Below are 24,439 nucleotides of genomic sequence, written 5' to 3' on the forward strand. Positions count from 1 at the left end.
GGGGGAAGGGGACAGGTCGAGGCCTGTCGCCATGGCGACCATCACGCCGCTTCCGTCAGCGCGCCGCCCAGGAAGAGCTGCGCCACGCGCGGATCGTTCAGGATCTCCGCCGCCGGGCCCTGCATCCGGGTCTGGCCGAGTTCGAGCACGAGACCCTCGTCGGAGATTTCCAGCGCCGAGCGGGCGTTCTGCTCGATCATCAGGATGGTGACGCCCCTGGCGCGGAGATCCATCAGGATGCCGAAGGTCTCCTGCACCAGCATCGGCGACAGCCCGATCGAGGGCTCGTCGATCAGCACGAGCTTGGGGTCGAGCAGCAGCCCGCGCACGATCTCGAGCTGCTTCTGCTGGCCGCCGGACAGGGTCGAGGCCTGCACGTCGGCCTTGGCCCGCAGCGCAGGGAAGCGGTCGAGCGCCGCCTCGATGCGCCTGGGCATGTCGGTGATGTGCGAGCCCGCCGCGACGGCGCCCAGCTCGATGTTATGGCGTACCGACAGTTCCGGAAAGATGTTGCGGCCCTGCGGCACGTAGCAGATGCCGGCCTCCAGCAGCTTGCGCTGGCTCCAGTTGGTGATCTCCCGGCCTTCGAGCCGGATATGCCCTTCACGGACCTTGAGCAGGCCGAAGATCGCCTTGAAAACCGTCGATTTGCCGGCGCCGTTGGGGCCGATCACGGTGGTGATCGCGGCGCGCGGCACCTTGAAGGTCGTGCCGTTGAGGATGGTCATGGCGCCGTAGCCGCCGACCACGCCGTCGAGCTCGAGGATGGAAGTGGTCATGACGGCCTCCTCAATGCCCCAGATACGCGTCGATCACGGCCGGATTGGCCCTGACCTCGGCCGGCGTGCCCTGCGCCAGCACCTTGCCCTCGGCCAGCACGATCACCCGCGAGCACAGGCTCATCACGAAATCCATGTTGTGCTCGATCACGACGAAGGTCGCGCCCTGCTCGGCGTTGATGGCGCGCAGGCGCTCCTTGAGGTCGCCGAGCATGGTCAGGTTCACCCCGCCGGCCGGCTCGTCGAGCAGCACGAGGCGCGGGCCGGCCATGAAGGCCATCGCGGCGTCGAGCAGCTTCTGCTGGCCGTAGGAGAGCCCGCCGGCCTTGGCGTCGATCAGATGGCCGAGCTTGAAGAAGGCGATCATCTGGTCGGCCTTGTCCGACAGGCCCGCATCGCGCGGTCCGAAGAAGCGCGACAGCATCGTGCCCTCATGCTCCTGCCCGGCGAGGATCAGGTTCTCGCGCACGGTCAGCTCGGGGAAGACCTGCAGCAGCTGGAAGGTGCGGCTGACGCCGAGCCGGTTGAGCTCGGAGGGCCGCTTGTTGGTGACCTCCTTGCCGTCGAGCTTCACGCTGCCCTCGGTCGGCTCCAGCTGCCCGAGAATGCAGTTGAACAGGGTCGACTTGCCGCAGCCATTGGGCCCGATGATGCCGAGGATCTCGCCCTCGTTGACGGAGAAGGAGACGCCGTTGACGGCCTTGATGCCGCCGAACGCCTTGTGGAGGTTGGAGACTTCCAGAACCTTGCTTGGAGAGACCTGTCCCATCAGCGCGCCGCCTTCTTGCCGGTGAGCCTGCGCCAGCCGCGCTCCAGCAGCCCGCTCATGCCCTGCGGGCAGGCGATCAGCAGCAGCATCACGATGGCGGCGAAGATGATCAGGTAAAGCGAGCCGGCGACGCGCAGCCACTCCGGCAGGACGACGCCGAGCAGCGCCCCGATGAAGGGGCCGAGCAGGTAGCCGGAGCCGCCGGCCACCACCATCAGCAGCAGGAAGAAGCTCTGCGACAGCGAGAAGGGCGAGGGGTCGATGAACTCGACCAGAGGGGCATAGAGCGCGCCCGCGAAGCCGGCATAGGCCGAGCCGATCGCGAAGGCGAGCAGCGTGTACATGCGGGTGTCGACGCCGAGGCTCGCGGCCCGGATCGGGTTTTCGCGCAGCGCCGTGAAGGCGCGGCCCCAGGGCGAGCGGATCATCCACCACAGCACGACCGCGAGGATGAAGGTGACGACCACGACGAAGCGGTGGAATTCGAGCGCGTTGAACAGCTTGATGCCGAGGAAGTCCGGCCGGTTGATGTTGGAGATGCCGAAGACGCCGCCGGTGAGCCACTGCTCGTTGCGCATGATCAGCCAGATCAGCGTCGAGAAGGCGAGCGTCACGAAGGCGAGGTAATGCGCCTTGACGCGCAGCGCCGGGAAGCCGAGCACGAGCCCGACCGCGAAGGTCAGCAGGCCCGACAGCGCGAAGCCGACATACCAGGAGACGCCGTATCTGGTCGTCAGGATCGCGGTCAGGTAGGCGCCGAGCCCCATGAAGGCGGCCTGCGCCAGCGATTTGAGTCCGGCATAGCCGAGCGTCAGGTTGAGCCCCATCACGGCGATGCTCATCACGAGCCAGAGCGAGAGCACATAGGTGCCGTAGCGGCCCATGCCCGAGGGCGCGAACCAGAGGATCACGGCGCCCGCGACCAGCGTGAGCAGGGTGCCGTCGACGAAGCCGGGGAGGGCGAGCGCGCGGCCGCGATCCTGCGGCGGAACTTCGCCTTGAAGACCTTGGCGGGTTGCGGGCGCGGTCATACGCGGCGCTCCTCTTTGCGACCCATCAGGCCTTCCGGCTTGAGCAGGATGATGACGACGAGCAGGACGAGCGGCACGGCGAGCCTGTAGGAACTGGAGACGTAGGCGGCCGCCATCGAATCGACGATGCCGACGATCAGTCCGCCCACCAGCGCGCCGCGGACCTGGTTGAAGCCGCCGACGATCGCCGCGATGAAGGCGAACAGGCCGATGACCTCGCCGTTCGAGAACTTCGCCAGATAGATCGGCGAGATCAGCACCGAGGCGACGACGGCGAGCGCTGCATTGATCGCGAAGGTCAAAAGCACCATGCGCTCGACGGGAATGCCGAGGATGCGCGCGACCGTCGGGTTCTGCGCGGTCGCCTGCATCTGGCGGCCGAGCCTTGTGCCGCCGACGAACCATTGCAGCAGGAAGATCACCGCGAAGGCGACCGCGATGATGGCGAGATGCTGCAGCGAGATCGACGCGCCGAAGACGGAGATCGTCTGCGAGGGCACGAAGGAGGGAAAGGTCTGCGCCTCGGCCGAGAAACCGTCCTTGGCGCCTTCCTTCATGATGATCGAGAGCGCCATGGTGGCGATGGCGAGCGGCAGCACGCCATGCCGGATCATCGGATCGACCACCGCGAGCTTGAAGCCGACGCCGAAGATCAGGATGAAGGCGGCGATGCCGACCAGCGCCCCGAGCCAGACCGGCGCGCCGAGGAGCTTGATCGCGAGCAGCGCCAGGATCGCCGGCAGCATGACGAACTCGCCCTGGGCGAAGTTGATCGTCTGCGAGGTCTGCCAGACCAGGGTGAAGCCGATCGCCGCGAGCGCATAGATCGCGCCCGTGGCGATGCCGGCGATGAGATAGGCGATGAATTCGGCCATGACGATTCTCGCTCGGTTGCTGGAGCGTCATGGTCGGGCGGGGCCCGACCGTCCCTGGACGAAACCGTCATTGCGAGCGTGGCGACGAAGCAATCCAGGGGACGCGTGGCCGTGGATTGCTTCGCTTCGCTCGCAATGACGGCGAAGCCTACGGCTTGATCTTCGGCAAGGTCGCGTTGATCACCTGCTTGCCGTCGATCACCTCGGCGAGGAAGCTGACCCGGTCGAGGTCGCCATTGGCCTCGATGGTGGTCTCCATCAGGATGCCGGGCTCCTCGGCTGGAGTGATCGTCGCGCCGCGCAGCGTGTCGGCGACGCCTTTCTTGTCGAACTTCTTCTGCTTCTCGGTCGCCCATTTGACCATGTAGACGGCCATGTAGCCCTTCAGGCCGTTATGGTCGGAGGCGTAGTTGTACTTCGCCTGGAACTTCTTGCCGAACTCCTGGAAGGCCGGGATCGGCGCGTCGATCGACAGGCCGACATGGCCCTTGACGCCGTTGGCGGCCGCGCCCGCGAGCGAGATCACCTTGGCGCCGAGCAGCGTCGTCTCGCCGACCATCGGCTTGGCGATGCCCTGCTGCTTGGCGGCGGTCAGGAAGCGGGCGCTCTCCTCCTCGTTGAGATAGACGAAGACGGCGTCGGCGTTGGAGTTCTTGACCTTGATCGCGTCCGCGGCGAAATCGGCCTGGCCCTGCTCGGTCGAGACGTCGACAGCCAGCTTGATGCCGGCCTTTTCGAGCTCGGGGATGATCGCGTCGCGTCCGCCCTTGCCGAAGTCGTTGTTGACCCAGACCACCGCGACGGAACCTGCCTTGACCGTGTTCTTGAGGTAGTTCGCGATCTTGGGCATCGCCGCCGACTGGCTGAGCGAGGTCCGGAACAGGTAGTTGTTGCCCTGCTTGGTCAGGCCGGCCGCCTCGCCGCCGACGATCTGAGCGATCTCGGCGCGCTGGGCGATCTGCATCGAGGCGCCGATCGGGCCGGAGAAGACCGGGCCGAGCACGGCATAGGTGCCCTCGTCGATGGCGCGCTGCACCGCCGCGCGGGTGTTGCCCGGATTGGTCTGCGTGTCGTAATGGGTGATCTCGATCTGCTTGCCGAGGATGCCGCCCTTGGCGTTGATGTCGGCGACGGCGAGGTCGATGCCGTTCTTCCAGTTGGTGCCGGCGGTCGCGCCCGCGCCCGAGAGCTCGACCACGTCGATGAGCTTGACCTTGTCCTGCGCCAAAGCCGGCAAGCCAAGTGTGGCCGTCAGAGCGGCCGCGATGATCCATTTGTTCGTCATGTCGTCGTCTCCTCCGAGGATTTTCAGTCGTTTCTTGCTTCGCCCGGTTTGCTCCGGGGCGCTTGTCAGGCGGCGTGGGTCTTGGTCTCCTGCGCCGCGAGAGCCTGGTCGAAGGCGTCGGCGATCGCGCCATGGGCCGGCGCTGCGCCGGTGAACAGGGCGAAGGCGTCGACGGCCTGGTTGATCGAGAGTTCGCGGCCGGTCATCACCGTCGCGCCCGCGCTTCGCGCCGCCTTGAGCAGCGGCGTCCAGAGCGGATGATAGACCGCGTCGGCCACCCATTGCGACGCCCGGATCAGGTTCGCCGGCACGGGGCTGTCGCGGTTCGGCAGCATCCCGATCGGCGTGCCGTTGACGATGCCGGCCGCGCCCTTGACCGCGTCCGCCACGGTGGCGGAAATCTCGACCGATACGGCCTGGCCAAGCTGGGCCGCCATCGCCTGCGCCTGGGCGCGGTCGATATCGAACAGCCGCAGGCGCGTGACGCCGCAGGAGGCCAGCGCGAAGCCGATCGCCTTGCCGACGCCGCCGGCGCCGATGATCGCGACGGGCGCGTCGCCGTCCTGCCGCCTCAGCGCGCGATAGGCCGTGGCGAAGCCGGTCGCGTCGGTGTTGTGGCCGGTGAGTTTGCCGTCGCGCGCGACGACCGTGTTGACCGCGCCCATGGCCGCGGCCTCGGGCGAGAGCGCGTCGAGCAGCGGGACCACCGCTTCCTTATATGGAAAGGTGACGTTGAGACCGGAAAAGCCGAGCCGGCGCGCGCCGTCGAGCATCGCGGCGAGGTCGTCGCGGCAGGCGTCCGCGACCTCGATCAGGTGATAGTGCAGGTCGAGGCCCGCGGCCCGGGCGGCCGCCTCATGCATCGCCGGCGCGGCCGAATGCGCGATCGGCGAGCCGATCAGCCCGAGCAGGACGCGCTTCGTCCGTTTGGCGATGGGAAATCCCGGCATGTCCGTCCCTATTGCGGCTCGCCCATCTTGGAAAGCAGGCGTCGCGACATCGTCTTTAAACCGATTTACGGCAATAACGCGATAACCAATCCGTCCTGATTACCTAACCTGATGTTATCATTCGCGCCCGTTGCAGCGACGCCGTCCGGACCCGGACCGGGACCACCGCGTCCATCTCCTCGCGCAGCAATCTGACGAAGGTTTCGGCGTAGAGCGAGGGGGCCTTGTCGTTCTTGATCGCGACATAGGTCTGGAACTGCGTCGGCTCGGCGATCGGGATCGTGCCGATGCCCTGCATCGAGCCATGCGCCACGGTGAACTGGTCGATGATGGCGATGCCGAGCCCGGCCCGCACCAGCGAGCAGACGGTCGTCCCGAAGCGCGCCTTGATGATCATCTCGTAGGCCAGGCCCTGGCGCTCGAAGATCTCGGCCATCACCCGGCCATAGGGGTCGTTCGGATCGATCCCGATCAGCGGATGGCGCACGATCTCGGCCGCCGTGATCGAGGACCGTCCGGCGAGCTCGTGCCCGTCCGGCACGATGCAGAGCAGTTCGCCCATCGCGAGCGGCACGAAATCGATGCCGGGATGATCGAGCTTATAGCTCATCGCCGCGATCTCGCCCTTGCCGAGCAAGAGATAGTCGAGCGCCTCCTCGATCTTGAGGATGTTGATGTCGAGCTTGAGGTCCGGATGCTTGCGCCGCAGCCGCTCGATCGCGCGCGGCACCATGACATGGCAGATGCTCGGGACCGAGCCGATGCGCAGTTCGATGCCGCCGCCGCGCTCGATCCGCGCCAGCGTGTAGTGCAGGTCGTCGACCTTCTTGTAGACGCCGTTGATCTGCTCGAAGATGTCGTTGGCTTCGGGCGTCGGCACATAGCGTCCGTGCCGCCGCTCGAACAGCTTGAGCCTGAGCGAGCGCTCGGTGTGCTTCATCAGCCGGCTGATGCCCGGCGCCGAGACGTTGAGCAGCTTCGCCGCGCCCGAGATCGTGCCGGTGATCATGATGGCGCGGATCACCTCGATCTGGCGCAAGGTGAGCATGGATGACGACTTCCTCGGGCGGCTCTTGCCTTTTCGCAAGCGGAGGGGAGGGCGGGGCCTGAGTCAAGCGGCCCGAGGCCTCACATAACCTCGCGCACCCTGACCAGCGTCGCGTCCATGTGCCGGCCGATCACATCGCTCAGGGCGGCTGAGTCGCGCTTCAGCAGGGCCGCCATCATGTCCTCGTGCTCGGCCACCGCGCCGGCCCATTTCTCCGGGCCCTCGTTGCCGACGAAGCGCAGGCGCTTGATCCGCGCCTGCAGCGTCTCGTGCATCTCCATCAGCACCGTGTTGGCGGACGCCGCGACGATGGCGCTGTGGATCGCCTGGTTGAGCTTGAAATACTCCAGCCGCTCGCGCGTGGCGTAAAGCGCCATCATCCGCTTGTGCAGCGCGTGCACCGCCGCGATCGTGGCGTCGCTGGCGTGCTCGCAGGCCATGCGGCCGCCGAGTTGCTCCAGCGTCTTGATCACCTCGAGGATCTGGTAGAGGTCGTGCGCGGTGAACTTGCGCACCACCGCGCCCTTGGCCGGCAGGATCTCGACCAGGCCTTCGCTGGCGAGCGTCTTGATCGCCTCGCGCAGCGGCGTCCGCGAGACGCCGAGTTGCGCGCCGACCAGCCCCTCGTTGATGCGCGAGCCCGGTTCCAGCCGGCCCTCGATGATCATGTCGCGCAGGCGCTCCAGCACCTCGTCATGAAGGGTGCGCCGCATGATGCGCGGATACTGCTCCAGAGCGTCGCTCATCGTGCCGTCACCATTCCCTTATCAAGCCGTTTACGGCATGCGCGTCCGGCGCTGTCAAACCGGGCCCGCGACTTTCAAGCGAACAACCCGTCCTGCCGGCGGCGCATCGCCAGCAGGTCCGAATCCGGCGCGATCTCGACCGCGTCGAGCGCGATCGCCTCGCCGGCCCGCACCTCGCGCGTCAGCCGCCGGTCCGCGACGAGATAGAATGGCGCGGCCCGACCGCCCGACAACGCCTCGGCCGGCCGCACCTCGGCGCCGAGGCCGTCGATGCTGTGATGGTGGCCGCCCATGGTCAGCACGGTTCCCGCGGCGAGATCGCGCTGCGCCACCGCGACGAGGTCCTGGCGCGGCCGGTAATCCTCGCCATAGCCGGAGCGCCCGAGGCCGGCCGCGTCGAGGACCGAGGTCGCGGCCTCGACGCCGAGCAGATGGCGCGGCAGATAGAGCATCGCGGACTTGCCGCCGCGGCCGACGACATGGCCCTTGCCGGCGAGCATGTCCCAGGTCTCGGCATCCTCGCAGCGCACGACGATGAAGACGCCGCCGGCGAAGCTCGCCTCCTCGGCCCGGCGCAGATGGTGGAACACGTCGATCCGCCGCGTGCCGGACATCAGTCCGCCCTCGGCCCGTTCGCGGAAGAGATCGGCGATCTCGGGGATGCGCGCCGGCGGCGCATGGAAAGCGGGCGCATCGGCGACAAGCCCGGTCGCGTTGGCGACCAGCGTCATCTCGCAGAGATCGGGCACCGCCCGCAGCGGAAAGGCCGCGCCGAGGATGCGCGCGCGCTCGGCCGCCATCGCCACGACGCCGTCCGAACCGGGCAGCCAGTGCGCCCGCAGCGCCGGCAGCGGTTTCGTCACGCCGTTGCAGGTGACGTCGCCGGTCGTGGCGTCGAGCACGAAGTCGTATTCGCTCGACTTGCCGGCGGCGATGATCTCGAGACCCAGCACCTCGGCCCAGGTGACGAGGCCGATCAGCAGGCTCGGCTGGTCGCCGTCGACCGGGGTGACGACAACGCCCTTGTCGCGCGCCAGCCGCGCCAGCCCCGGCCCCACGACGCTGTCGGCCTCTTTCGAGACCAGCGCGACGTGGCGGCCGGCCTCGATCGCCGTCAGGCTGTGACGGGTCGCGGGTTCGGGCCCGCCGGTGGCCTCGACCAATAGCGAGAACGGCAGGTCGATCACGCTTTCCAGCCGGCCGGCGGCGACGCAGCGCCCGGCGTCCCAGGCGGCGCGCGCCTCGGCCGCCGTCTCGCACAGGGCGATGTCACGCGGGTCGACGCCCGCCGTCGCGAAGGCGCGTGCCGCCGCCTCTGCCGTCACATCGACCGCGATGCGCGCATTGACCAGCCTGATCCGCCGCGCCTGCGCCAGGAAACTGCGGCCGAAGCCGCCGCTGCCGACGAGGCAGGTTTCGACGGGCTCCTCGATGCGGGCGTAATGATCGTGGAAATTCAACTCTGCCTCCCGGGCATGGGGCCGGTCCGACAGGCCGGCGTCCCGATATTTCCGCATGCCTACAGCAAATTTGATATGCTGCATACAGCATACTTGCTTAACCCGGTCCGGCATGGTAGCGAGAGCCAGGACGACAGAAACCGGGAGAAGCGATCGATGGACAGCCACGCGAACGGTTCGCAGCCGGTGATCGCGGTCGCGCTCGGCGATCCCTCGGGCATCAGCGCCGAGCTCGCGGCCCGGATCCTGGTCGAGCCCGATCTGCGCCATGCGGCCCGCTACGTCGTTTTCGGCGACAAGCGCCTGCTCGACATGGGCGCCGCCGACGGCAAGGTCGATCCCGATGTGCGCGTCGTCCGCGACGGCGAGGCGATCCCCAGCGCCTCGGACAGGCCCGTCTTCGTCGATCTCGCCAACCATGACCCGGCCGATCTCCAGCGCGGCACGGCCACGCTCGCCGGCGGCAGGGCCGCGACCGGGAATTTCCGCCGCGCGCTGCGTTTCGCCGCCGACGGTCACGCCGATGCTGTGTTCTTCACGCCCTTCAACAAGGCGGCGATGCGCTTCGCCTATCCGGGCTATGACGACGAGATCCGCTTCGTGCGCGACGCCATCGGTTTCGAGGGCCCGGCCAGCGAGTTCAACATCCTCGACAAGCTCTGGAACGCCCGCGTCACCTCCCACATTCCGCTCTCGGAGGTCGCGCGGAACATCACCCAGGAGCGCATCCTCAGGGCGCTGACCTTGGCCGACGCCAATCTGCGCCTCGCCGGTTTCGCACCGCCGCGCATCGCGGTCGCCGGCATCAATCCGCATGCCGGAGACGGCGGCAACTTCGGCCGCGACGAGATCGAGACGATCGAGCCGGCGGTCAAGGCCGCCAAGGCCAAGGGCTTCACGGTCGAGGGGCCGTTTCCCTCTGACACGGTGTTCCTGCGCGCCAGGAACGGCGATTTCGACGCCGTCCTGACGATGTATCACGATCAGGGCCAGATCGCGATGAAGCTGATCGGCTTCGACCGCGGCGTCACGCTGATCGGCGGCTTTCCGTTCCCGATCTGCACGCCGGCCCATGGCACGGCCTATGAGATCGCCGGCAAGGGCATCGCCAATCTCGGCGCGAGCCGGGCCGCGCTGTCGCTCGCCATCAAGATGGCGCGGGATGGCCAGGCGAGGGCCAAGGCCGCCGCATAGGAGGGCCGCGGCGCGAGAAACGTCGCGGCCTGACGAAGATTTCACACCCCGAGAGCGGCCGCGAATGAGCCGCTCCATCAGCTCATCAGGGAGAAAACAATGACCTCGTTCAAGCTCACGACCACGCTCGCCTGCGCCTTCGCGCTGGCCGGAACCAGTGCGGCGCAGGCCTGGCAGCCGACCAAGCCGGTCGAGTTCGTCGTGACCTCGGGCGCCGGCGGCGGCACCGACAATTTCGCCCGGATCATCCAGTCGATCATCACCAAGAACAAGCTGATCGAGCAGCCGATCGTCGTCGTCAACAAGGGCGGCGGCTCCGGCGCTGAAGGCTACGTCTACGGCAAGGCCGGCAAGGGCGACCCCCATCGCGTCGTCTTCGGCACCAACAACGCCTATCTGCTGCCCTATGTCGCCAAGCTCGGCTACAAGCTCTCCGACCTGACGCCGGTCGCGGGCCTTGCGCTCGACGAGTTCATCCTCTGGGTCAACGGCTCCGCGCCCTATGCCGACGCCAAGTCCTATGTCGAGGCGGCCAAGGCCAAGCCGCTCGGCCTCAAGATGGGCGGCAGCCAGTCCAAGGACACCGACCAGACGCTGACGGTGATGATCCAGGAGGCGACCGGCGCGAAATGGATCTACGTTCCGTTCCAGGGCGGCAGCGCCGCTGCCGTGCAGCTCGCCGGCGGCCATATCGATTCCAACGTCAACAATCCCAACGAGAACATCGGCCAGTGGAAGGCCGGGCAGGTCAAGCCGCTCTGCGTCTTCTCGCCGGTGCGCCTCGCCAAGGGCGAGCCCGTGTTCGAGGGCAAGGGCTGGGGCGACATCCCGACCTGCAAGGAAGCCGGCCTGCCGCTCGAGACCTTCCAGATGCCGCGCACCGTCTGGCTGCCGGCCGAGGTTCCGGCCGACGCGGTCGCCTTCTATGCCGACGTGCTGGAAAAGGTCAGCAGGACGCCGGAGTGGCAGGAGTTCGTCGCCCGCACGGCGCAGACCGCGCGCTTCATGAAGGGCGCGGAGCTGACCGATTTCGTCGCCAAGGACGAGGCCGCCAGCAAGAAGGTCTTCGAGGCCGAAGGCTGGGTCGCGAAGTAGAACCCGCACCCGCTCCACCGTCATTGCGAGCGTAGCGAAGCAATCCAGAGCCGCGTGCTCCATGGTCCTGGATTGCTTCGTCGCTGCGCTCCTCGCAATGACGGAAACCCTGCCGGCTAGCCCTCCGGGACGCCGACGAAATGGGATACAAACCCATGATCACCCGCTTCTGGGCCGAGATCGCCACGGCGGCCGCCACCGCGCTGTTCGGGCTCGTCATCGTCCGCGGCGCCCTCGAATTCGGCATCGGCTGGGATTCGTCCGGACCGCAGCCGGGTGCGTTCCCGTTCTATACCGGCATGCTCGTGGCGTTGGCGAGCCTCGCCACGCTCGCCATGACGATCGGCCGCCGCGTCGCCGGCAGCGCCCGGTTGCGGGAGGATTTCCTGGATGGCGAGCGCGCCCGCAGGGTCGCCTCGTTCTTCCTGCCGCTGCTCGCCTTCGTCGTGCTCAGCATGACGCTCGGCATGTATGCCGCCACGATCCTCTACCTCGTCTTCGCGATGCGCTTTCAGGGCGGCTATGGCTGGCTGCCGACGCTGGCGACCGCGTTCGGCACCGCCGCCTTCTTCTATCTCGCACTCGAGAAATTCTTCCAGATCGGCCTGCTCAAGGGCCCGATCGAACCGCTGCTCGGCCTGTGACGGCCGGCGGGAACCGACAGGGCCGAGCGCATGGATAACGTCGCCAACCTGATGCAAGGCTTTTCGGTCGCGCTCACCACGCAACACATCCTGCTGATGATGGCTGGCGTGCTGCTCGGCATCCTGGTCGGCGTGCTGCCGGGGCTGGGCGCGCCCAACGGCGTCTCGCTGCTGCTGCCGCTGACCTTCTCGATGGACCCGGTCTCGGCGATCATCCTGCTGACCTCGCTCTACTGGGGCGCGCTCTTCGGCGGCTCGACCACCTCGATCCTGTTCAATATTCCCGGCGAACCCTCATCGGTCGCGACGACCTTCGACGGCCACCCGATGGCCAAGCAGGGCAGGGCGACGGAAGCGCTCTCCTTCGCCTTCCTGTCGGCCGGCTTTGGAGCCATGGCCGGCGTCGCCCTGATCACGCTGCTCTCGGGCTGGATCGCCAATTTCGCGCTGAAATTCTCCTCGCCCGAGTACTTTGCGGTCTATTTCATGACCTTCGCCAGCTTCATCGGGCTGGGCGGCGCCTCGCCGCTGAAGGCGATCGTCTCGATGGGCATCGGCTTCACGCTCGCCTCAATCGGGATGGATTCGGTCTCGGGCAACATCCGCCTGACCTACGATTTCGACGTGCTGCTGGCCGGCGTCAGCTTCCTGATCGCGGTCATCGGCCTGTTCGGCATCGGCGAACTGCTGCTGACGATGGAGGAGGGGCTGAAGTTCGACGGCGTCCACGCCAAGGTCCGCATCCGCGACGTGCTGGCGACGGCCGCCAAGCTGCCGCGCTACTGGCTGGCGCTGCTGCGCTCCTCGCTGATCGGCATCTGGATGGGCATCACGCCGGGCGGGCCGACGGCGGCCTCCTTCATGAGCTACGCCATGGCCAAGCGCTCCTCGCGCAACCCCGATAGGTTCGGCACGGGCGAGCCGGAGGGCGTGATCGCGCCCGAGACCGCCGACCATGCCGCGGGCTCGGCCGCCATGCTGCCGATGCTGGCGCTCGGCATTCCCGGCTCCGCCACCGCCGCCGTGATGATGGGCGGGCTGATGATCTGGGGGCTCAATCCCGGCCCGACGCTCTTCACCGACAGGCCCGATTTCGTCTGGGGCCTGATCGCCTCGATGTATCTCGGCAACGTCGTCGCCGTCGTCGTCGTGCTCGCGACCGTTCCCCTGTTCGCCTCGATCCTGCGCATCCCGTTCTCGATCGTCGGCCCGGTGATCGTGGTGATCTGCTTCATCGGGGCCTATACGGTCGGCTCGAAGCCGTTCGACATCTGGCTGGCGCTCGCCTTCGGCGTGGTCGGCTACGTCTTCAAGAAGCTCGACTATCCGATCGCGCCGCTCGTGCTCGCTATGGTCATCGGCGACAAGGCCGAGGACGCCTTCCGCCAGTCGATGATCTTTTCGCAAGGCTCGCTGAAGATCTTCTGGTCGAACCCGCTGGTCTCGACGCTGATGGCGATCGGCCTGGCGCTGCTGCTGTTCCCGCTGTTCGGCGCGGCGCGGCGCGGCGTCAAGAGGCTGACGACGGCCAAAGCCGCGCAGGGCTGAGCGCGGCATGTCATGAGGCCCGATCTTGCCCCCCGTCGCGTAACGCGTTGCGGTCTGCCGTCTGGTGGAAGGGCGGGATATGTCGACAGCAGCGCGGCGGATGAGGGAAATGCGCGTCCGCAGAGCCTCCGATGGCCTACGCGAAGTGCGTCTGCTTTTGCCGGACATGCGTTCCGCCGAAGTGCGCGAACGTATCGCTCATCGGTCTGCAGCGCTCGATCCCGCGGACGAGGCCGAGGCCCTTGCCTGGATCCAGTCGGTCTCGGGGTTCGACGATCCCGATCCCTCGGACCATTGGTGAAACGCGGCGACGTCGTCATCGTCGCGGCCTCCGGCGACTATGGCAAGCCGAGGCATGCCGTTGTGATCCAGTCCGATGGCATGCCTCCGAGCCATCCATCAGTCGTCGTTTGCCAAATGACCACGATGTTGAGCGAGGCATCGGACTTCCGCATCACGCTCGAACCGACTCTCGCCAACGGATTGCGCGCGAGGTGTCAAGTCACCGCATGCTGGCTGTAGTTCTCGGCTTCGCCGACTGATCGCTCCCTTATCACGAAGGACGCACTCCCAATGACCGAACCCTACGCCGGCATCCTGCCGATCGCGCCGACCATCTTCCATGAGAACGGCGATCTCGACATCGGGGGCAACAAGCGCGTCATGGACCTGATGGTCGATCAGGGCGTCGACGGCATCTGCATCCTGGCGAACTTCTCCGAGCAGTTCCTGCTGACGGACGAGGAGCGCGACCAGGTGATGCGGCTCTCGCTGGAGCAGGTCGCCGGCCGCGTGCCGGTGATCGTCACGACCTCGCATTTCTCGACCCGCATCGCCGCTAGCCGAGCCAAGGCCGCGGCGGCCGCCGGCGCGAAGATGCTGATGATGATGCCGCCCTATCACGGCGCGCTGCTCAAGGCCGACGAGCAGGGCATGATCGAGCATTTCAAGGCGGTCGGCGACGCCTGCGGCATCCCGATCATCCTGCAGGACGCGCCGCTCTCGGGCGTGACGCTGACCGTGCCGTTCATGGTGCGGCTCGCGAAGGAGGCGCCGCTCGTGCGCTATTTCAAGATCGAGGTGCCCGGCACGGCCAGCAAGCTGCGCGCGCTGATCGAGGCCGGCGGCTCGGCCGTGGCCGGACCCTTCGACGGCGAGGAGGCGATCACGCTGATGGCCGATCTCGATGCGGGCGCGACCGGCACGATGACCAGCGCGATGATCCCCGACCTGATCAAGCCGATCCTGACCGCGCACGCGGCCGGCGATCGCAAGAAAGCCGCCGCGCTCTATCGCGACGTGCTGCCGATCATCAATTTCGAGAACCGCCAATGCGGCCTGCGCTCGGCCAAGGCGGTGATGAAGGAGGGCGGCGTGATCAAGAGCGAGGCCGTCCGCCATCCGCTGACGCCGCTGCATCCGAAGACGCGCGAGGGGCTGATCGAGCTGGCGAGGGAGCTTAACCCGCTGGCGTTGAGGTGGGGGAAGTAGGGCTCACCCTTTCGACCACACCGCCAGCTCGTACCCGTCCGGGTCGGCGAAGTGAAACCGCCGCCCGCCGGGAAAGTCGAACGCCTCCTTCGTGATCCGCCCGCCCGCCGCTTCGATCGCGGCCTGCGTCGCCGCGAGATCGTCGGCGTACAGGATGACCAGCGGCCCGCCCGGCCGTGGCTGCCCTTGCGTGGTGAAGCCGCCCTCCAGGCGCCCGTCGGCGAAGGCGCAATACTCCGGCCCGTAATCGGTCATGGTCCAGCCGAAGGCGGCGGCATAGAAGGCTCGCGCCCGCGCCAGATCGGCCACGACGAACTCGATATAGTCGATACGCCGGTCGTTGGCTGATGCGGTCATGGTTGGTCCCCGGAACGCGAATTCGTCTGGTCTGGACGATGCCGATGTCGGTTTCTGGCAGCATCGCCTGGTTCATCGGGGGTGTTCGGAGCCGGCTCGCTGTTGTAGCACCTCGGGAGCCGTCGCGCTCGCCGCGCCTCACGAACGGCATATGACAGGGACGAGACACGGATGTCGACACCGACTGAAACCCTGCGCGACGCGCTGATCGCCGCTCGCCGCGACAGGAGCCTGATCGAGATGGCGAGCCTGCCCGTGCCGGCGAGCTTCGCCGATGGACTGGCCTTGCAGGGCGAGATCGCGGAACGCCTCGGGCATGAGCAGGCCGGCTGGAAGGTCGCCATCGCCGAGAACGGCCTGCCTGTGGCCGGCCTCATGCCCGGCCCCTATCTCAGGCCCGGCAACGTCTATGAGGGCGCGATCGGCGCGGAGCTCCGCGTCGAGATCGAGCTGGCCTTGAGGCTGGCGCGCGACGTGCCGATGCGGCCGGGCCGGCCTTACTCCCGCGCCGAACTGCTCGGCTTCTGCGACAAGGCCTGTCTCGGCATCGAGATCGTCGAGAGCCGCCTCGCCAACTGGCAGGGCGTCCCCTTCGCGCTCTGGCTGGCGGATGCGCTCGGCCATGGCGGCTACATCCTCGGCCCGGAACTCGACATCGAGACGCTGGACGATCTCGCCGGCTTAACCTGTGTTATTTCGCTGAACGGCGTGACCCTCTACGACAAGCCGGCCGCCCACGGAAACGGCGATCCGATGACGCCGTTCCTTGCCTGGGCGAACCGTGAGAGCGAGCTGCTCGGCGGCCTGCGCGCCGGCCAGATCGTCACGACGGGGAGCCTCTGCGGCGGCGTGCTCTCGCCCGGCAAGGGCGAGGCGGTGGCCCGCCTCGACCCGCTCGGCACAGTATCGCTGACGCTGCGTTAGGACTATCCGCGCCTGGCAGAGCGCGGCTTGAAGTCGAATTGCGTATTTCCGATCATGTTCGGAACACAGTTCGGTCTTATTCGTTGGCGGGCTGGGTGGGTGGCGTCGGAGGGCGGATGCGGTTGAGGCGTGGCATGACCCGCGGATGGGCGGGCGGAAGCGGCTGCGCTTTCGCGGCCCTGCTGGCCTTCCAGCCCGGCCCGGCCGAAGCCTTCGACCTGTCGAGCCTCGACGTCTTCGGCCTCTTCACCAGCAAGGAAAAGCCGCCCGAGGTTTCGGCGACGTCCTTGCCCTATGCGCTGAGCTTCGAGACAGGCGATGCGGCGGACGGCAAGTCCTTGACCCGCGGGCTGCAGGACGCCTCGCTGCTCTACCGTCTGCGCCAGGACGCGCCGCCCGATGGCGAGACGCTGTCGCGGCGCATGGCGGCCGACCTCAATCCCCTCGTCGATGCGCTCTGGGCGCAGGGCTACTTCGCCGCCGAACTGCAGATCGTGGTCGACGGCGTGTCGCTGCGCGTCGGCGCCGAGCCCAACGCGACGCTGGTGCGCGCGCTCGAACGCTATCGTGGCCGCGAGCCGGTTCCGATCGCGGTTCGCGTCCAGCCGGGGCCGGTCTTCGCGCTGCGCAACGTCGCGGTGGTCGAGACGGGCGGGCAGGCCAGCCCCGCCATCGCCGACCCCGCAAGAGTTACGCGGCTGAAGCCGGGCGATCCGGCGACCTCCGTCTCGCTGCGGGCAGCGCAGGCCGCCCTCGTCGACCACCTTCGCAACCAGTCGCGCCCGCTCGCCAAGGTCGTCGAGCTTCGGCCGGTCGTGGACCATCCGGCACGCAGCATGGACGTGACCTATGTGGTCGCGCCCGGCCCCGTCGCCGGCTTCGGCGATGTCACGATCGGCGAGACCGGCGATATTCCGCCGGCGGTGATCCGCTCCTTCATCTATCTCGAGCCGGGCGCTCCCTATTCTCCGAAGGAACTCGCCGACACGCGCAAGTCGATCGCGACCATTCCCGCCGTCGGCTCCGTGCGCATCCGCGAGTCCGAGGCGCTGGATGCGGCCGGAAACCTGCCGCTCTCGCTCGACGTCACCGAACGGCCCAAGCGCCTGTTCGGCTTCTCGGCGCGCTATTCGACGATCGACGGTCCGGCGGTGAAGACCTATTGGGAACACCGCAACCTGTTCGGCGGGGCCGAGCGTCTGCGGCTGGAAGGCTCGACCTTCTTCGCGCCGCGCATCGACGGCACCAAGATCAGGGAAATCGGCGATTTCGAGCGTTCCGACATCGGCGGCCGCGTCTCGTTCAGCTTCCTGAAGCCCGCGCTCTACGGCAGCCGCTACGACTGGCTGCTCGACGGCACGGCGGTGCGCGAGCGCGTCGGCGCCAACCGCTATGGCGGCTACACCGCCCGCTACGCCAATGTCGCCAGCGCGCTGCGCTACCGCTTCAGCGATACGTTTTCGGTGCAGGGCGGCATCGAGGTCGAGCGCGGCCAGACCAGCGATACGCTGGGACAAGTCGACTACACGCTGGTCGGTATCCCGCTCTCCGTGACATACGACTCGACCGACAGCCTGCTCGATCCGACGCGCGGCATCCGGTTCACCGGCTCGGTCGCGCCCTATCCGACCTTCCTCGGCTCGACGATCGGCGTGGTCCAGAGCAAGGCCTCGCTCTCGGCCTATTACGCCCTCGACGAGGACGCGCGCTACGTGCTCGCCGGCCGCGTCGGCCTCGGCTCGATCGCGGGCGAGGGGCTGTCCGAGATCCCGGCGACGCGGCGCTTCTATGCCGGCGGCGGCGGCTCGGTGCGCGGCTACGCCTATCGCACGCTGTCGCCGCTCGGCCCCGACGGGCGCCTGACCGGCGGCCGCAGCCTGTTCGAGGGCTCGGTCGAGGCCCGCATCAAGATCACCGATACGATCGGCGTCGTGCCTTTCCTCGACGCCGGCATGGCCTTCGAATCGGCGGCGCCGAATTTCAAGGAGAGGCTGCAGATGGCGGCCGGCCTCGGCCTGCGCTACTACACGGCGATCGGCCCGATCAGGCTCGACGTCGCCGCGCCGCTCAACCCGCGCAAGGGCGACAAGCCGGTCGCGCTCTATATCAGCATCGGGCAGGCCTTCTGATGGCGCGCCATTTCCCAATTCGCTCCGCTCTGCCGCGCCTGGCGCTATTCGCGCTGTTGCTCGCAATTGGGCTTGTGGCCTCGGCGCGCTGGACCGGCTTCGCCCAGAACGCCCAGAGCGAGCGCGGCATCCTCGCCGACCTCATCTCGAAGGCGCTCTCGACCGAGACCAGCCAGGTCTCGATCGGCGCGGTCGACGGCGCGCTCTCCTCCGACGCCACCATCCGCGACATCGTCCTGTCGGATCGCGACGGGCCCTGGCTCAGGCTCGACCGCGCCAGGCTGGTCTGGACCCGGAGCGCGCTGCTGCTCCGCCGTCTCGAGGTCAACCGGCTCGAACTGGGCAAGCTCGAGATCCTGCGCAAGCCCGCGCCGCAACCAGCCCCGGCCACGGCGGACACGACGCCGATCCTGCCCGAGCTGCCGCTGAAGGTCGTGGTGCAGGCCTTCCAGCTCGGAGAGCTTGCGCTCGGCGCGCCGGTGCTCGGCGTCCCGGCCCGGATCGGCGCGACCGGCCGCGCCACGCTCGGCCCGCCGGCCGAGGGGCTCGATCTCCTCTTCGCCGCGCGCCGCATCGACCGGCCGGGCGAGTTCACCGTCCGGCTGGGCTTCGTGCCGCAATCGACGCAGCTCCAGCTCGCGGTCAAGGTCGCGGAGCCCGAGGGCGGGCTGATCGCGCGTTTGGCCGATCTGCCAGGCCTGCCGCCGGTGACGCTCGACGTGAACGGCGCCGGCCCGCTCGACGCCTTCCGCTCCAACCTGACCTTCACCGCCGGCGAGACCATCGGCGCGCAAGGCGCGGCCAATCTATCGCGTGCTGGAGCGGCGCGGGAGCTCGCGCTGGCGCTCGACGCCCGCATCGAGGGCCTGATGCCGGCCCCGGTCGCGCCGGTCTTCAGCGGCTCCACGAAGCTCGAAGGCGCGGTCGCTTTCGCCGACGACGGCGGCATCGGCGTCAGGCGGCTCGCGCTGGTCTCGACGCTGGCCAAGCTCGACATCGCCGGGCGCTACGGCGCCGACGCCACGCTCGATCTGCGCGTCACCGCCGCCGCCCTGCCCAATACCGGCGGCAAGACCGTGGCGTCCGGCGCCGAGATCGGCAAGCTCGCTTTCGACGCGACGATCCAGGGGCCGGCCGCCGGGCCGCGCATCGTCGCCTCGCTCGACGCCGAGAACACGCAGGCGCCGCTCGGCCGCTTCGGTAAGCTCGGCCTCACCTTCACCGCGACGCCGACGGGCAAGCTCGGCGAGCCCGGCAGCCGCGTCGCGCTGGTCTCCGACGGGCTCGCGACCGGCGTCGCGCTGGCGGATCCGGCGCAGGCGCAATTCGTCGGCGAGCGCGTCGCCTTCACGATGCGCGGCACGGCCAACGACGACGGCACGGCCGATTTCGAGACGCTGACGCTCGGCCTGTCTGGGCTGGCGCTCGATTATCGCGGCAAGCTCGGACAGGCGCGCATCCTCGGCCGGCTCGGCGCGACATTGCCCGATCTCGCCCGCCTCGGCGGGCTGGCGGGGAGGGCGCTGTCGGGCCGCGCCGAAATCGCCGCCGATCTCGACGCGACGCCGAGGACCCGTTCCTATGGCGCTGTCCTGACCGGCAAGACCGACGCGCTGGCGACCGGCGAGCCGGCGCTCGACCGGCTGCTCGCCGGCGAGCTGAGCCTGGCCGGCCGGATCGGTGCGCTCGCCGGCGATGTCACCTTCACCGGCCTGCGCGTCGCCGGCCGCCACGTCGCCTTCACCGCCGATGGCGGCGTCGGGCAGGCCGGCTCCGATCTGCGCATGGCGGTGACGCTGCCGGACATGAAGCGCGCCGATCCGCGCTTGTCGGGTCGCGGCGAGATGACGGCGCGGATCACCGGGCCGCAGGCGCGGCTCGACCTTTCGGGCAGGGTCGCCGTGACCGACGCCTCCGCGCTCGGCCGACCGATTCCGCGGCTTGCGCTCGACGCGACCATCCGCGATCTCCAGGGCGCGCTCGATACGCGCGCGACTCTGGAGGGCGAGATCGACGCCAGGCCGGCGCGCGGCACGGTCGCGCTCGCGCGCCTGCCCGGGGACGGCTGGAACTTGTCGGCGCTCGACCTGTCGATCGGCTCGGTCAGGCTGAACGGCGCGCTGACGCTGGATCAGGCGAGCCGCGCCGCCGGCCGGCTGGTGCTGGCCGCCCGCAATCTCGACGATCTCTCGCCGCTGGCGCTGACCAAGCTCGGCGGTCAGCTCGACGCCGATCTCGGCTTCGCCATCGTCGGGGGCCGGCAGAATCTCGATGTGACCGCGAAGGGCGCCAGGCTCGCCGCGCCGTCGGCGACGATCGACCGGCTCGACGCCAGGGTGAACGCGGCCGACCTCTACGGTCGCCCGGTCGTCGACGCCGGCATCGCCATCGACCGCGCCGTGCTCGCCGGCGAGCCCGTGACCGCGATCCGGCTCGAGTCGAAGGGCAGCCCGCAGGGCAGCGACCTGACGCTCGGCGCGAATGCGCGCGGCTTCGCGCTGACCAGCGCCGGCCGGCTCGTCCCGGCCGAGCCGCTGCGGCTCGAACTCGCCGGCTTCAATGCCAGCCGCGACGGCCGGCGGATCGCGCTCGCAAATCCCGCGACGATCAGCTTCCCCACGGGCGGCGTCGCGATCGCCGGGCTTGCCCTGTCGATCGATGGCGGTCGGCTGACCGTGGACGGGCGCGCCGGCGAGACGCTCGATTTGCGCCTGGCGGCGACCGACGTGCCGCTCTCGGCGGCCCGGATCGTCGCGCCGAAACTCGATCTCGCCGGCGCGGTGAACGCGCAGGCGCAGATAACGGGCCGCCCCGACGCCCTCTCCGGCCCGTGGAGCCTGCGTATCGCCCGGCTCGCGACGCCGGAAACGCGGCAGGCCGGGCTGCCGCCGATCGAGATCGCCGGCTCCGGCCAGTTCAGCGGCAATCGCACCAGCGTCGCCGCCTCGCTGGCGGCGGGACGCTTCGCCAGCTTCTCGGTGCGCGGCACGGCGCCGCTCTCGGCGACGGGCCCGCTCGATCTCTCCGCGCAGGGCCGTCTCGACGCCGCGCTCGCCAACACGATGATCGCCGCAAGGGGCCAGCGCCTCACCGGCGCGGTCGCGCTCGATCTCGCCGCCGCCGGCACGGCCGCCGCCCCGCGCCTGAGCGGGAACGCGACGCTCTCCGGAGGCTCCTTCACCGATGCGCTGCAGGGCCTGCGCCTGACCGGCATCGAGGCCCGCGTCGCGGCGCGCGGCGACAATGTCGCGATCGAGCGCGCCTCCGCCGGCACCGCCAATGGCGGCACGCTCTCGGCCAGCGGCCAGGTCAGGCTCGATCCGGCGGCGGGCTTTCCGGGCACGATCGCGCTGCGCGGCGCCCGCGCCCAGCTCGTCTCCAACGGGATCGTCACCGCCATCGCCGATCTGAACCTGTCGCTCTCGGGCCCGCTCGCGCAGCGCCCGCGCGTCGAGGGGCGCGTCGATGTCGTCTCGCTCGAGGTCGCCGTACCCGACCGCCTGCCCGGCAACCTCCGTCCGGTCGACGGCATCAGGCATGTCCGCCCGACCGGAACCGCCTCGGCGCGGCTCGCCGCCCAGCGCAAGGCGCAAGGTCCGGCGCGCCGGGGCGCCCGGCCGGCGCCCGCCTTCGACGCCGCGCTGGCGCTGACGGTGTCCGCGCCAAGCCGAGTCTTCATCCGTGGCCGCGGCATCGATGCCGAACTCGGCGGCGAGCTGCGCGTCGCCGGCACCTCGGCCGCGCCCGCGCTCTCGGGCGGGTTCGACCTGCGCCGCGGCCGGCTCAACATCCTGAGCCAGCGCCTCGATTTCAGCCGCGGCCGCATCGGCTTCGCCGGCGGCGTGATTCCCGAACTTGATTTCGTCGCCGAGACCCGCGCCGCCGACGTCACGGCGAGGATCATCGTCACCGGCCCGGCCGACCAGCCGGCCTTCGCCTTCACCTCTTCGCCCGATCTGCCGCAGGACGAGGTGCTGTCGCGAATCCTGTTCGCGCGCGCCTCGGGCTCGCTCTCGCCGTTCCAGGCGCTGCAGCTGGCGCAGACGGCGGCGCAGTTCGCCGGCGGCGGCGGCGACGATTCGTTCGAGCGTCTGCGCAAATCGCTCGGCGTGGACAATCTCGACATCCAGGTCGGCGCCGGCGGGCCGACGGTCGGGATCTCGCGCGCGATCAGCGACAACGTCTCGATCGGCCTGAAGGCCGGCGCGCGTCCGCAGGACAGCGGCGTGTCGGTGAATATCGACCTGACCCGCCGGCTCAAGCTGCAGGCCGAGACCAATGCCGAAGGCGGCGCGGCGGTCGGCATCGGGGCGGAGTGGGAATACTGAACCGGTCGGCGGCGATGGGATTCGCGCTCCGCGCGCCTCGCTGATTCTGTGGCCGGATGGGCGGATTCCGGCGCGATCCGGCCATCTTGGTTAAGGGGTGGTAAAAATCGCCGGTCAAAGCGTGGCTCGCCTGCAACACCGGGTTCCAAAGCACCCCCGGGAGGCTCTCGCCAGCGTGATCGAGGTTGATCGGCAACCGGGCATTCGTATGGTGATCCTGCGTCGGGACATTCCCGGTCGCTGTTTTTCGTCTTCGCCTCTGAATGGTTCAGGGACGCGGGTGAAAGGCCGGGAAGAGGCGAGTTCATCGGTTGGTCTCCTGGGGCCGCCGAAACGGAACGAACCAACGCCCGAGGGTCTCGAAACTCTTTTGGAGGTTACCAATGAAGCTCGTTAAGAGCCTCCTCCTCGGTTCTGCCGCCGGTATCGCCGCGGTCGCCGGGGCTCAGGCCGCCGATCTTCCCTCGCGGAAGGCCGCTCCGGTCGAATACGTTCGCGTCTGCTCCGCCTATGGCGCAGGCTTCTTCTTCATCCCGGGCACCGACACCTGCCTTCGCGTCGGTGGTCGTGTTCGCGCTGAGTACAGCGTCGGCGATCGCTACGGCGAGCAGTTCGACTCCTACGGCACCCGCGCTCGCGGTCGCCTGAACATCGACGCCCGCACCGCGACCGCCTACGGCCCGCTGCGCACGTTCTTCCGCTTCGAGCTCACCAACAGCTCGAACTTCTACAGCGGCACCTTCAACGGCAACCAGGGCCTCATCGTCCCCGGCACCGCTCGCACCTCCGCCACCGCCACGGCTTCGCTGCTCGATCTGGCCTTCGTCCAGTTCGGCCCGATCACCGCTGGTCGCGCGCAGTCGTTCTTCGACTTCTACGCCAACGACTACGGCTTCTCGACGCTGCGCACCGCTGACTCGCGTCTGAACCTCCTCGCCTACACCGCGACGTTCGGCTCGGGCTTCTCGGCCACGATCTCGCTCGAGGATCGCGTCACCGGCACCGGCGCTCGTGAGAACGCCGCCGCGAACCGCGTCACCGGCGCCGCCGTTGCTGTCGGCGGCCAGGACTTCCCGGATGTCGTCGCCTCGCTGCGCGTCGATCAGGGTTGGGGCTCCGCCCAGCTGTCGGGTGCTCTCACCCAGCGTTCCGTTGTCAGCGCCCTTCCGGGTCTGGTCGGCGGCGACGAGTACGGCTACGCCGTTCAGGCCGGCGTGAAGGTCAACCTGCCGTTCCTCGCGGCTGGCGACACCTTCTGGCTGCAGGCCGCCTACGCTGACGGCGCTGTCGGCTACCTCGGCTACGGCGGTTCGGGCATCGCCCGTCTCGGCGCGATCGCGGTTCCGGATGTCGGCATCAACCCGGTCAACGGTTCGATCAAGACCACGACCGGCTGGTCGGTCGTCGCGGCGTTCCGCCACTTCTGGACCCCGCAGCTGCGTTCGGAGATCTACGGCTCGTACTCGCAGCTCGAGCTCGGCTCGATCGCTCCGCTCGCCACCTATGGCGCCGGCGCTGTCGTCCGTTCGCTCGATCCGAGGGAGCTCATCGTTGCCGGTAACCTGATCTGGTCGCCGGTTTCGGGTCTCGATATCGGTGTCGAGGTCATCTACTCGCAGGTTGACCTGCGTTCGCGCGTCGGCGCCGTCAGCAACGCCGGCGTCCGCCTTGCCGGCATCGGCATCAAGAGCGACGACGCTTTCGCTGGCCGTCTCCGCATCCAGCGCGACTTCTGATCGGTCTCCGATCGAAGTCTCCTCCGTCAATGCGCGGAAGCCCCGGGGAA

Annotated in this window: 21 protein-coding genes; 11 read left to right on the forward strand and 10 right to left on the reverse strand. The window is 68.7% G+C overall.

All coding sequences use genetic code 11. The features are described from left to right. Positions 1 to 41: 41 nt before the first annotated feature. The 9 genes from AC1RRW_RS09185 to AC1RRW_RS09225 all read right to left on the reverse strand — a co-directional run bounded on the left by AC1RRW_RS09185 (position 42) and on the right by AC1RRW_RS09225 (position 8,943). Positions 42 to 779: an ABC transporter ATP-binding protein gene (locus tag AC1RRW_RS09185; RefSeq protein WP_492900399.1), complete on the reverse strand. Its 738-nt coding sequence runs from the start codon at positions 777 to 779 to the stop codon at positions 42 to 44. A gap of 10 nt (positions 780 to 789) precedes the next feature. Further along, positions 790 to 1,548, reverse strand: a complete 759-nt coding sequence (locus tag AC1RRW_RS09190; protein WP_492900400.1) for an ABC transporter ATP-binding protein — start codon at positions 1,546 to 1,548, stop codon at positions 790 to 792. After that, positions 1,548 to 2,579: a branched-chain amino acid ABC transporter permease gene (locus tag AC1RRW_RS09195; RefSeq protein ID WP_492900401.1), complete on the reverse strand. Its 1,032-nt coding sequence runs from the start codon at positions 2,577 to 2,579 to the stop codon at positions 1,548 to 1,550. Before AC1RRW_RS09195 ends, AC1RRW_RS09190 begins: the two co-directional genes overlap by 1 nt. Further along, the gene (locus AC1RRW_RS09200; RefSeq protein WP_492900402.1) at positions 2,576 to 3,454 is read right to left on the reverse strand and encodes a branched-chain amino acid ABC transporter permease; all 879 of its coding nucleotides are present in this window, start codon (positions 3,452 to 3,454) and stop codon (positions 2,576 to 2,578) included. Before AC1RRW_RS09200 ends, AC1RRW_RS09195 begins: the two co-directional genes overlap by 4 nt. 148 nt (positions 3,455 to 3,602) lie before the next feature. Next, a complete protein-coding gene (locus tag AC1RRW_RS09205; RefSeq protein ID WP_492900404.1) occupies positions 3,603 to 4,739 on the reverse strand; it encodes an ABC transporter substrate-binding protein in 1,137 nt (378 codons plus the stop codon). A 65-nt stretch (positions 4,740 to 4,804) separates the two neighbouring features. After that, a complete protein-coding gene (locus AC1RRW_RS09210; protein ID WP_492900630.1) occupies positions 4,805 to 5,674 on the reverse strand; it encodes a shikimate dehydrogenase in 870 nt (289 codons plus the stop codon). A gap of 118 nt (positions 5,675 to 5,792) precedes the next feature. Continuing rightward, entirely contained in the window at positions 5,793 to 6,737 is a 945-nt protein-coding gene (locus AC1RRW_RS09215) for a LysR family transcriptional regulator (RefSeq protein WP_492900406.1), read from the reverse strand. A gap of 80 nt (positions 6,738 to 6,817) precedes the next feature. Next, positions 6,818 to 7,483, reverse strand: coding sequence for a GntR family transcriptional regulator (locus AC1RRW_RS09220; protein ID WP_492900408.1), 666 nt, complete (start codon positions 7,481 to 7,483; stop codon positions 6,818 to 6,820). A gap of 74 nt (positions 7,484 to 7,557) precedes the next feature. Next, complete coding sequence (locus AC1RRW_RS09225; protein WP_492900409.1) at positions 7,558 to 8,943, reverse strand: flagellar biosynthesis protein FlgA; 1,386 nt, start codon at positions 8,941 to 8,943, stop codon at positions 7,558 to 7,560. A gap of 156 nt (positions 8,944 to 9,099) precedes the next feature. Between AC1RRW_RS09225 and AC1RRW_RS09230 the strand changes: the two genes are divergently transcribed. The 7 genes from AC1RRW_RS09230 (at position 9,100) to AC1RRW_RS09260 (ending at position 14,915) form a co-directional block, all read left to right on the forward strand. Further along, on the forward strand, positions 9,100 to 10,137 hold the full coding sequence (locus AC1RRW_RS09230) for a 4-hydroxythreonine-4-phosphate dehydrogenase PdxA (protein ID WP_492900411.1): 1,038 nt from the start codon (positions 9,100 to 9,102) through the stop codon (positions 10,135 to 10,137). A gap of 99 nt (positions 10,138 to 10,236) precedes the next feature. Next, the gene (locus AC1RRW_RS09235) at positions 10,237 to 11,232 is read left to right on the forward strand and encodes a Bug family tripartite tricarboxylate transporter substrate binding protein (RefSeq protein ID WP_492900412.1); all 996 of its coding nucleotides are present in this window, start codon (positions 10,237 to 10,239) and stop codon (positions 11,230 to 11,232) included. Positions 11,233 to 11,387: 155 nt separating this feature from the next. Next, on the forward strand, positions 11,388 to 11,876 hold the full coding sequence (locus AC1RRW_RS09240; protein ID WP_492900413.1) for a tripartite tricarboxylate transporter TctB family protein: 489 nt from the start codon (positions 11,388 to 11,390) through the stop codon (positions 11,874 to 11,876). 30 nt (positions 11,877 to 11,906) lie between these two features. Then, positions 11,907 to 13,424, forward strand: a complete 1,518-nt coding sequence (locus tag AC1RRW_RS09245; RefSeq protein ID WP_492900415.1) for a tripartite tricarboxylate transporter permease — start codon at positions 11,907 to 11,909, stop codon at positions 13,422 to 13,424. 79 nt (positions 13,425 to 13,503) lie between these two features. After that, the gene (locus AC1RRW_RS09250) at positions 13,504 to 13,725 is read left to right on the forward strand and encodes an antitoxin MazE-like protein (RefSeq protein ID WP_492900416.1); all 222 of its coding nucleotides are present in this window, start codon (positions 13,504 to 13,506) and stop codon (positions 13,723 to 13,725) included. After that, positions 13,722 to 13,946: a type II toxin-antitoxin system PemK/MazF family toxin gene (locus AC1RRW_RS09255; RefSeq protein ID WP_492900417.1), complete on the forward strand. Its 225-nt coding sequence runs from the start codon at positions 13,722 to 13,724 to the stop codon at positions 13,944 to 13,946. Before AC1RRW_RS09250 ends, AC1RRW_RS09255 begins: the two co-directional genes overlap by 4 nt. Positions 13,947 to 13,997: 51 nt before the next feature. Then, positions 13,998 to 14,915 (forward strand): dihydrodipicolinate synthase family protein, encoded by a 918-nt coding sequence (locus AC1RRW_RS09260; protein WP_492900418.1) that lies wholly within the window; start codon positions 13,998 to 14,000, stop codon positions 14,913 to 14,915. A gap of 3 nt (positions 14,916 to 14,918) precedes the next feature. Here the strand turns inward: AC1RRW_RS09260 and AC1RRW_RS09265 are convergent, their stop codons facing one another. Continuing rightward, entirely contained in the window at positions 14,919 to 15,272 is a 354-nt protein-coding gene (locus tag AC1RRW_RS09265) for a VOC family protein (RefSeq protein ID WP_492900419.1), read from the reverse strand. Between the two features lie 171 nt (positions 15,273 to 15,443). On the opposite strand from AC1RRW_RS09265, the gene AC1RRW_RS09270 reads away from it, so the two are divergent. From AC1RRW_RS09270 to AC1RRW_RS09285, 4 genes are all read left to right on the forward strand, one after another. Then, positions 15,444 to 16,196 (forward strand): fumarylacetoacetate hydrolase family protein, encoded by a 753-nt coding sequence (locus AC1RRW_RS09270; RefSeq protein ID WP_492900420.1) that lies wholly within the window; start codon positions 15,444 to 15,446, stop codon positions 16,194 to 16,196. A gap of 134 nt (positions 16,197 to 16,330) precedes the next feature. Continuing rightward, entirely contained in the window at positions 16,331 to 18,325 is a 1,995-nt protein-coding gene (locus AC1RRW_RS09275; protein ID WP_492900421.1) for an autotransporter assembly complex protein TamA, read from the forward strand. Beyond that, the gene (locus AC1RRW_RS09280) at positions 18,325 to 22,653 is read left to right on the forward strand and encodes a translocation/assembly module TamB domain-containing protein (RefSeq protein WP_492900423.1); all 4,329 of its coding nucleotides are present in this window, start codon (positions 18,325 to 18,327) and stop codon (positions 22,651 to 22,653) included. The genes AC1RRW_RS09275 and AC1RRW_RS09280 overlap by 1 nt, the downstream gene beginning before the upstream one ends. Before the next feature lie 383 nt (positions 22,654 to 23,036). Beyond that, positions 23,037 to 24,389: a porin gene (locus tag AC1RRW_RS09285; RefSeq protein WP_492900424.1), complete on the forward strand. Its 1,353-nt coding sequence runs from the start codon at positions 23,037 to 23,039 to the stop codon at positions 24,387 to 24,389. Positions 24,390 to 24,439: the final 50 nt, after the last annotated feature.

The sequence above is a fragment of the Allobosea sp. GW821-FHT12C12 genome (assembly GCF_058807355.1).

Coding starts and splice junctions, on each gene's coding strand:
- AC1RRW_RS09260 (WP_492900418.1), top strand. CDS start 13,998: ATGACCGAACCCTACGCCGGCATCCTGCCGATCGCGCCGACCATCTTC.
- AC1RRW_RS09270 (WP_492900420.1), top strand. CDS start 15,444: ATGTCGACACCGACTGAAACCCTGCGCGACGCGCTGATCGCCGCTCGC.
- AC1RRW_RS09190 (WP_492900400.1), bottom strand. CDS start 1,548: ATGGGACAGGTCTCTCCAAGCAAGGTTCTGGAAGTCTCCAACCTCCAC.
- AC1RRW_RS09205 (WP_492900404.1), bottom strand. CDS start 4,739: ATGACGAACAAATGGATCATCGCGGCCGCTCTGACGGCCACACTTGGC.
- AC1RRW_RS09250 (WP_492900416.1), top strand. CDS start 13,504: ATGTCGACAGCAGCGCGGCGGATGAGGGAAATGCGCGTCCGCAGAGCC.
- AC1RRW_RS09245 (WP_492900415.1), top strand. CDS start 11,907: ATGGATAACGTCGCCAACCTGATGCAAGGCTTTTCGGTCGCGCTCACC.
- AC1RRW_RS09220 (WP_492900408.1), bottom strand. CDS start 7,483: ATGAGCGACGCTCTGGAGCAGTATCCGCGCATCATGCGGCGCACCCTT.
- AC1RRW_RS09215 (WP_492900406.1), bottom strand. CDS start 6,737: ATGCTCACCTTGCGCCAGATCGAGGTGATCCGCGCCATCATGATCACC.
- AC1RRW_RS09195 (WP_492900401.1), bottom strand. CDS start 2,579: ATGACCGCGCCCGCAACCCGCCAAGGTCTTCAAGGCGAAGTTCCGCCG.
- AC1RRW_RS09275 (WP_492900421.1), top strand. CDS start 16,331: ATGACCCGCGGATGGGCGGGCGGAAGCGGCTGCGCTTTCGCGGCCCTG.
- AC1RRW_RS09230 (WP_492900411.1), top strand. CDS start 9,100: ATGGACAGCCACGCGAACGGTTCGCAGCCGGTGATCGCGGTCGCGCTC.
- AC1RRW_RS09235 (WP_492900412.1), top strand. CDS start 10,237: ATGACCTCGTTCAAGCTCACGACCACGCTCGCCTGCGCCTTCGCGCTG.
- AC1RRW_RS09280 (WP_492900423.1), top strand. CDS start 18,325: ATGGCGCGCCATTTCCCAATTCGCTCCGCTCTGCCGCGCCTGGCGCTA.
- AC1RRW_RS09265 (WP_492900419.1), bottom strand. CDS start 15,272: ATGACCGCATCAGCCAACGACCGGCGTATCGACTATATCGAGTTCGTC.
- AC1RRW_RS09285 (WP_492900424.1), top strand. CDS start 23,037: ATGAAGCTCGTTAAGAGCCTCCTCCTCGGTTCTGCCGCCGGTATCGCC.
- AC1RRW_RS09200 (WP_492900402.1), bottom strand. CDS start 3,454: ATGGCCGAATTCATCGCCTATCTCATCGCCGGCATCGCCACGGGCGCG.
- AC1RRW_RS09240 (WP_492900413.1), top strand. CDS start 11,388: ATGATCACCCGCTTCTGGGCCGAGATCGCCACGGCGGCCGCCACCGCG.
- AC1RRW_RS09185 (WP_492900399.1), bottom strand. CDS start 779: ATGACCACTTCCATCCTCGAGCTCGACGGCGTGGTCGGCGGCTACGGC.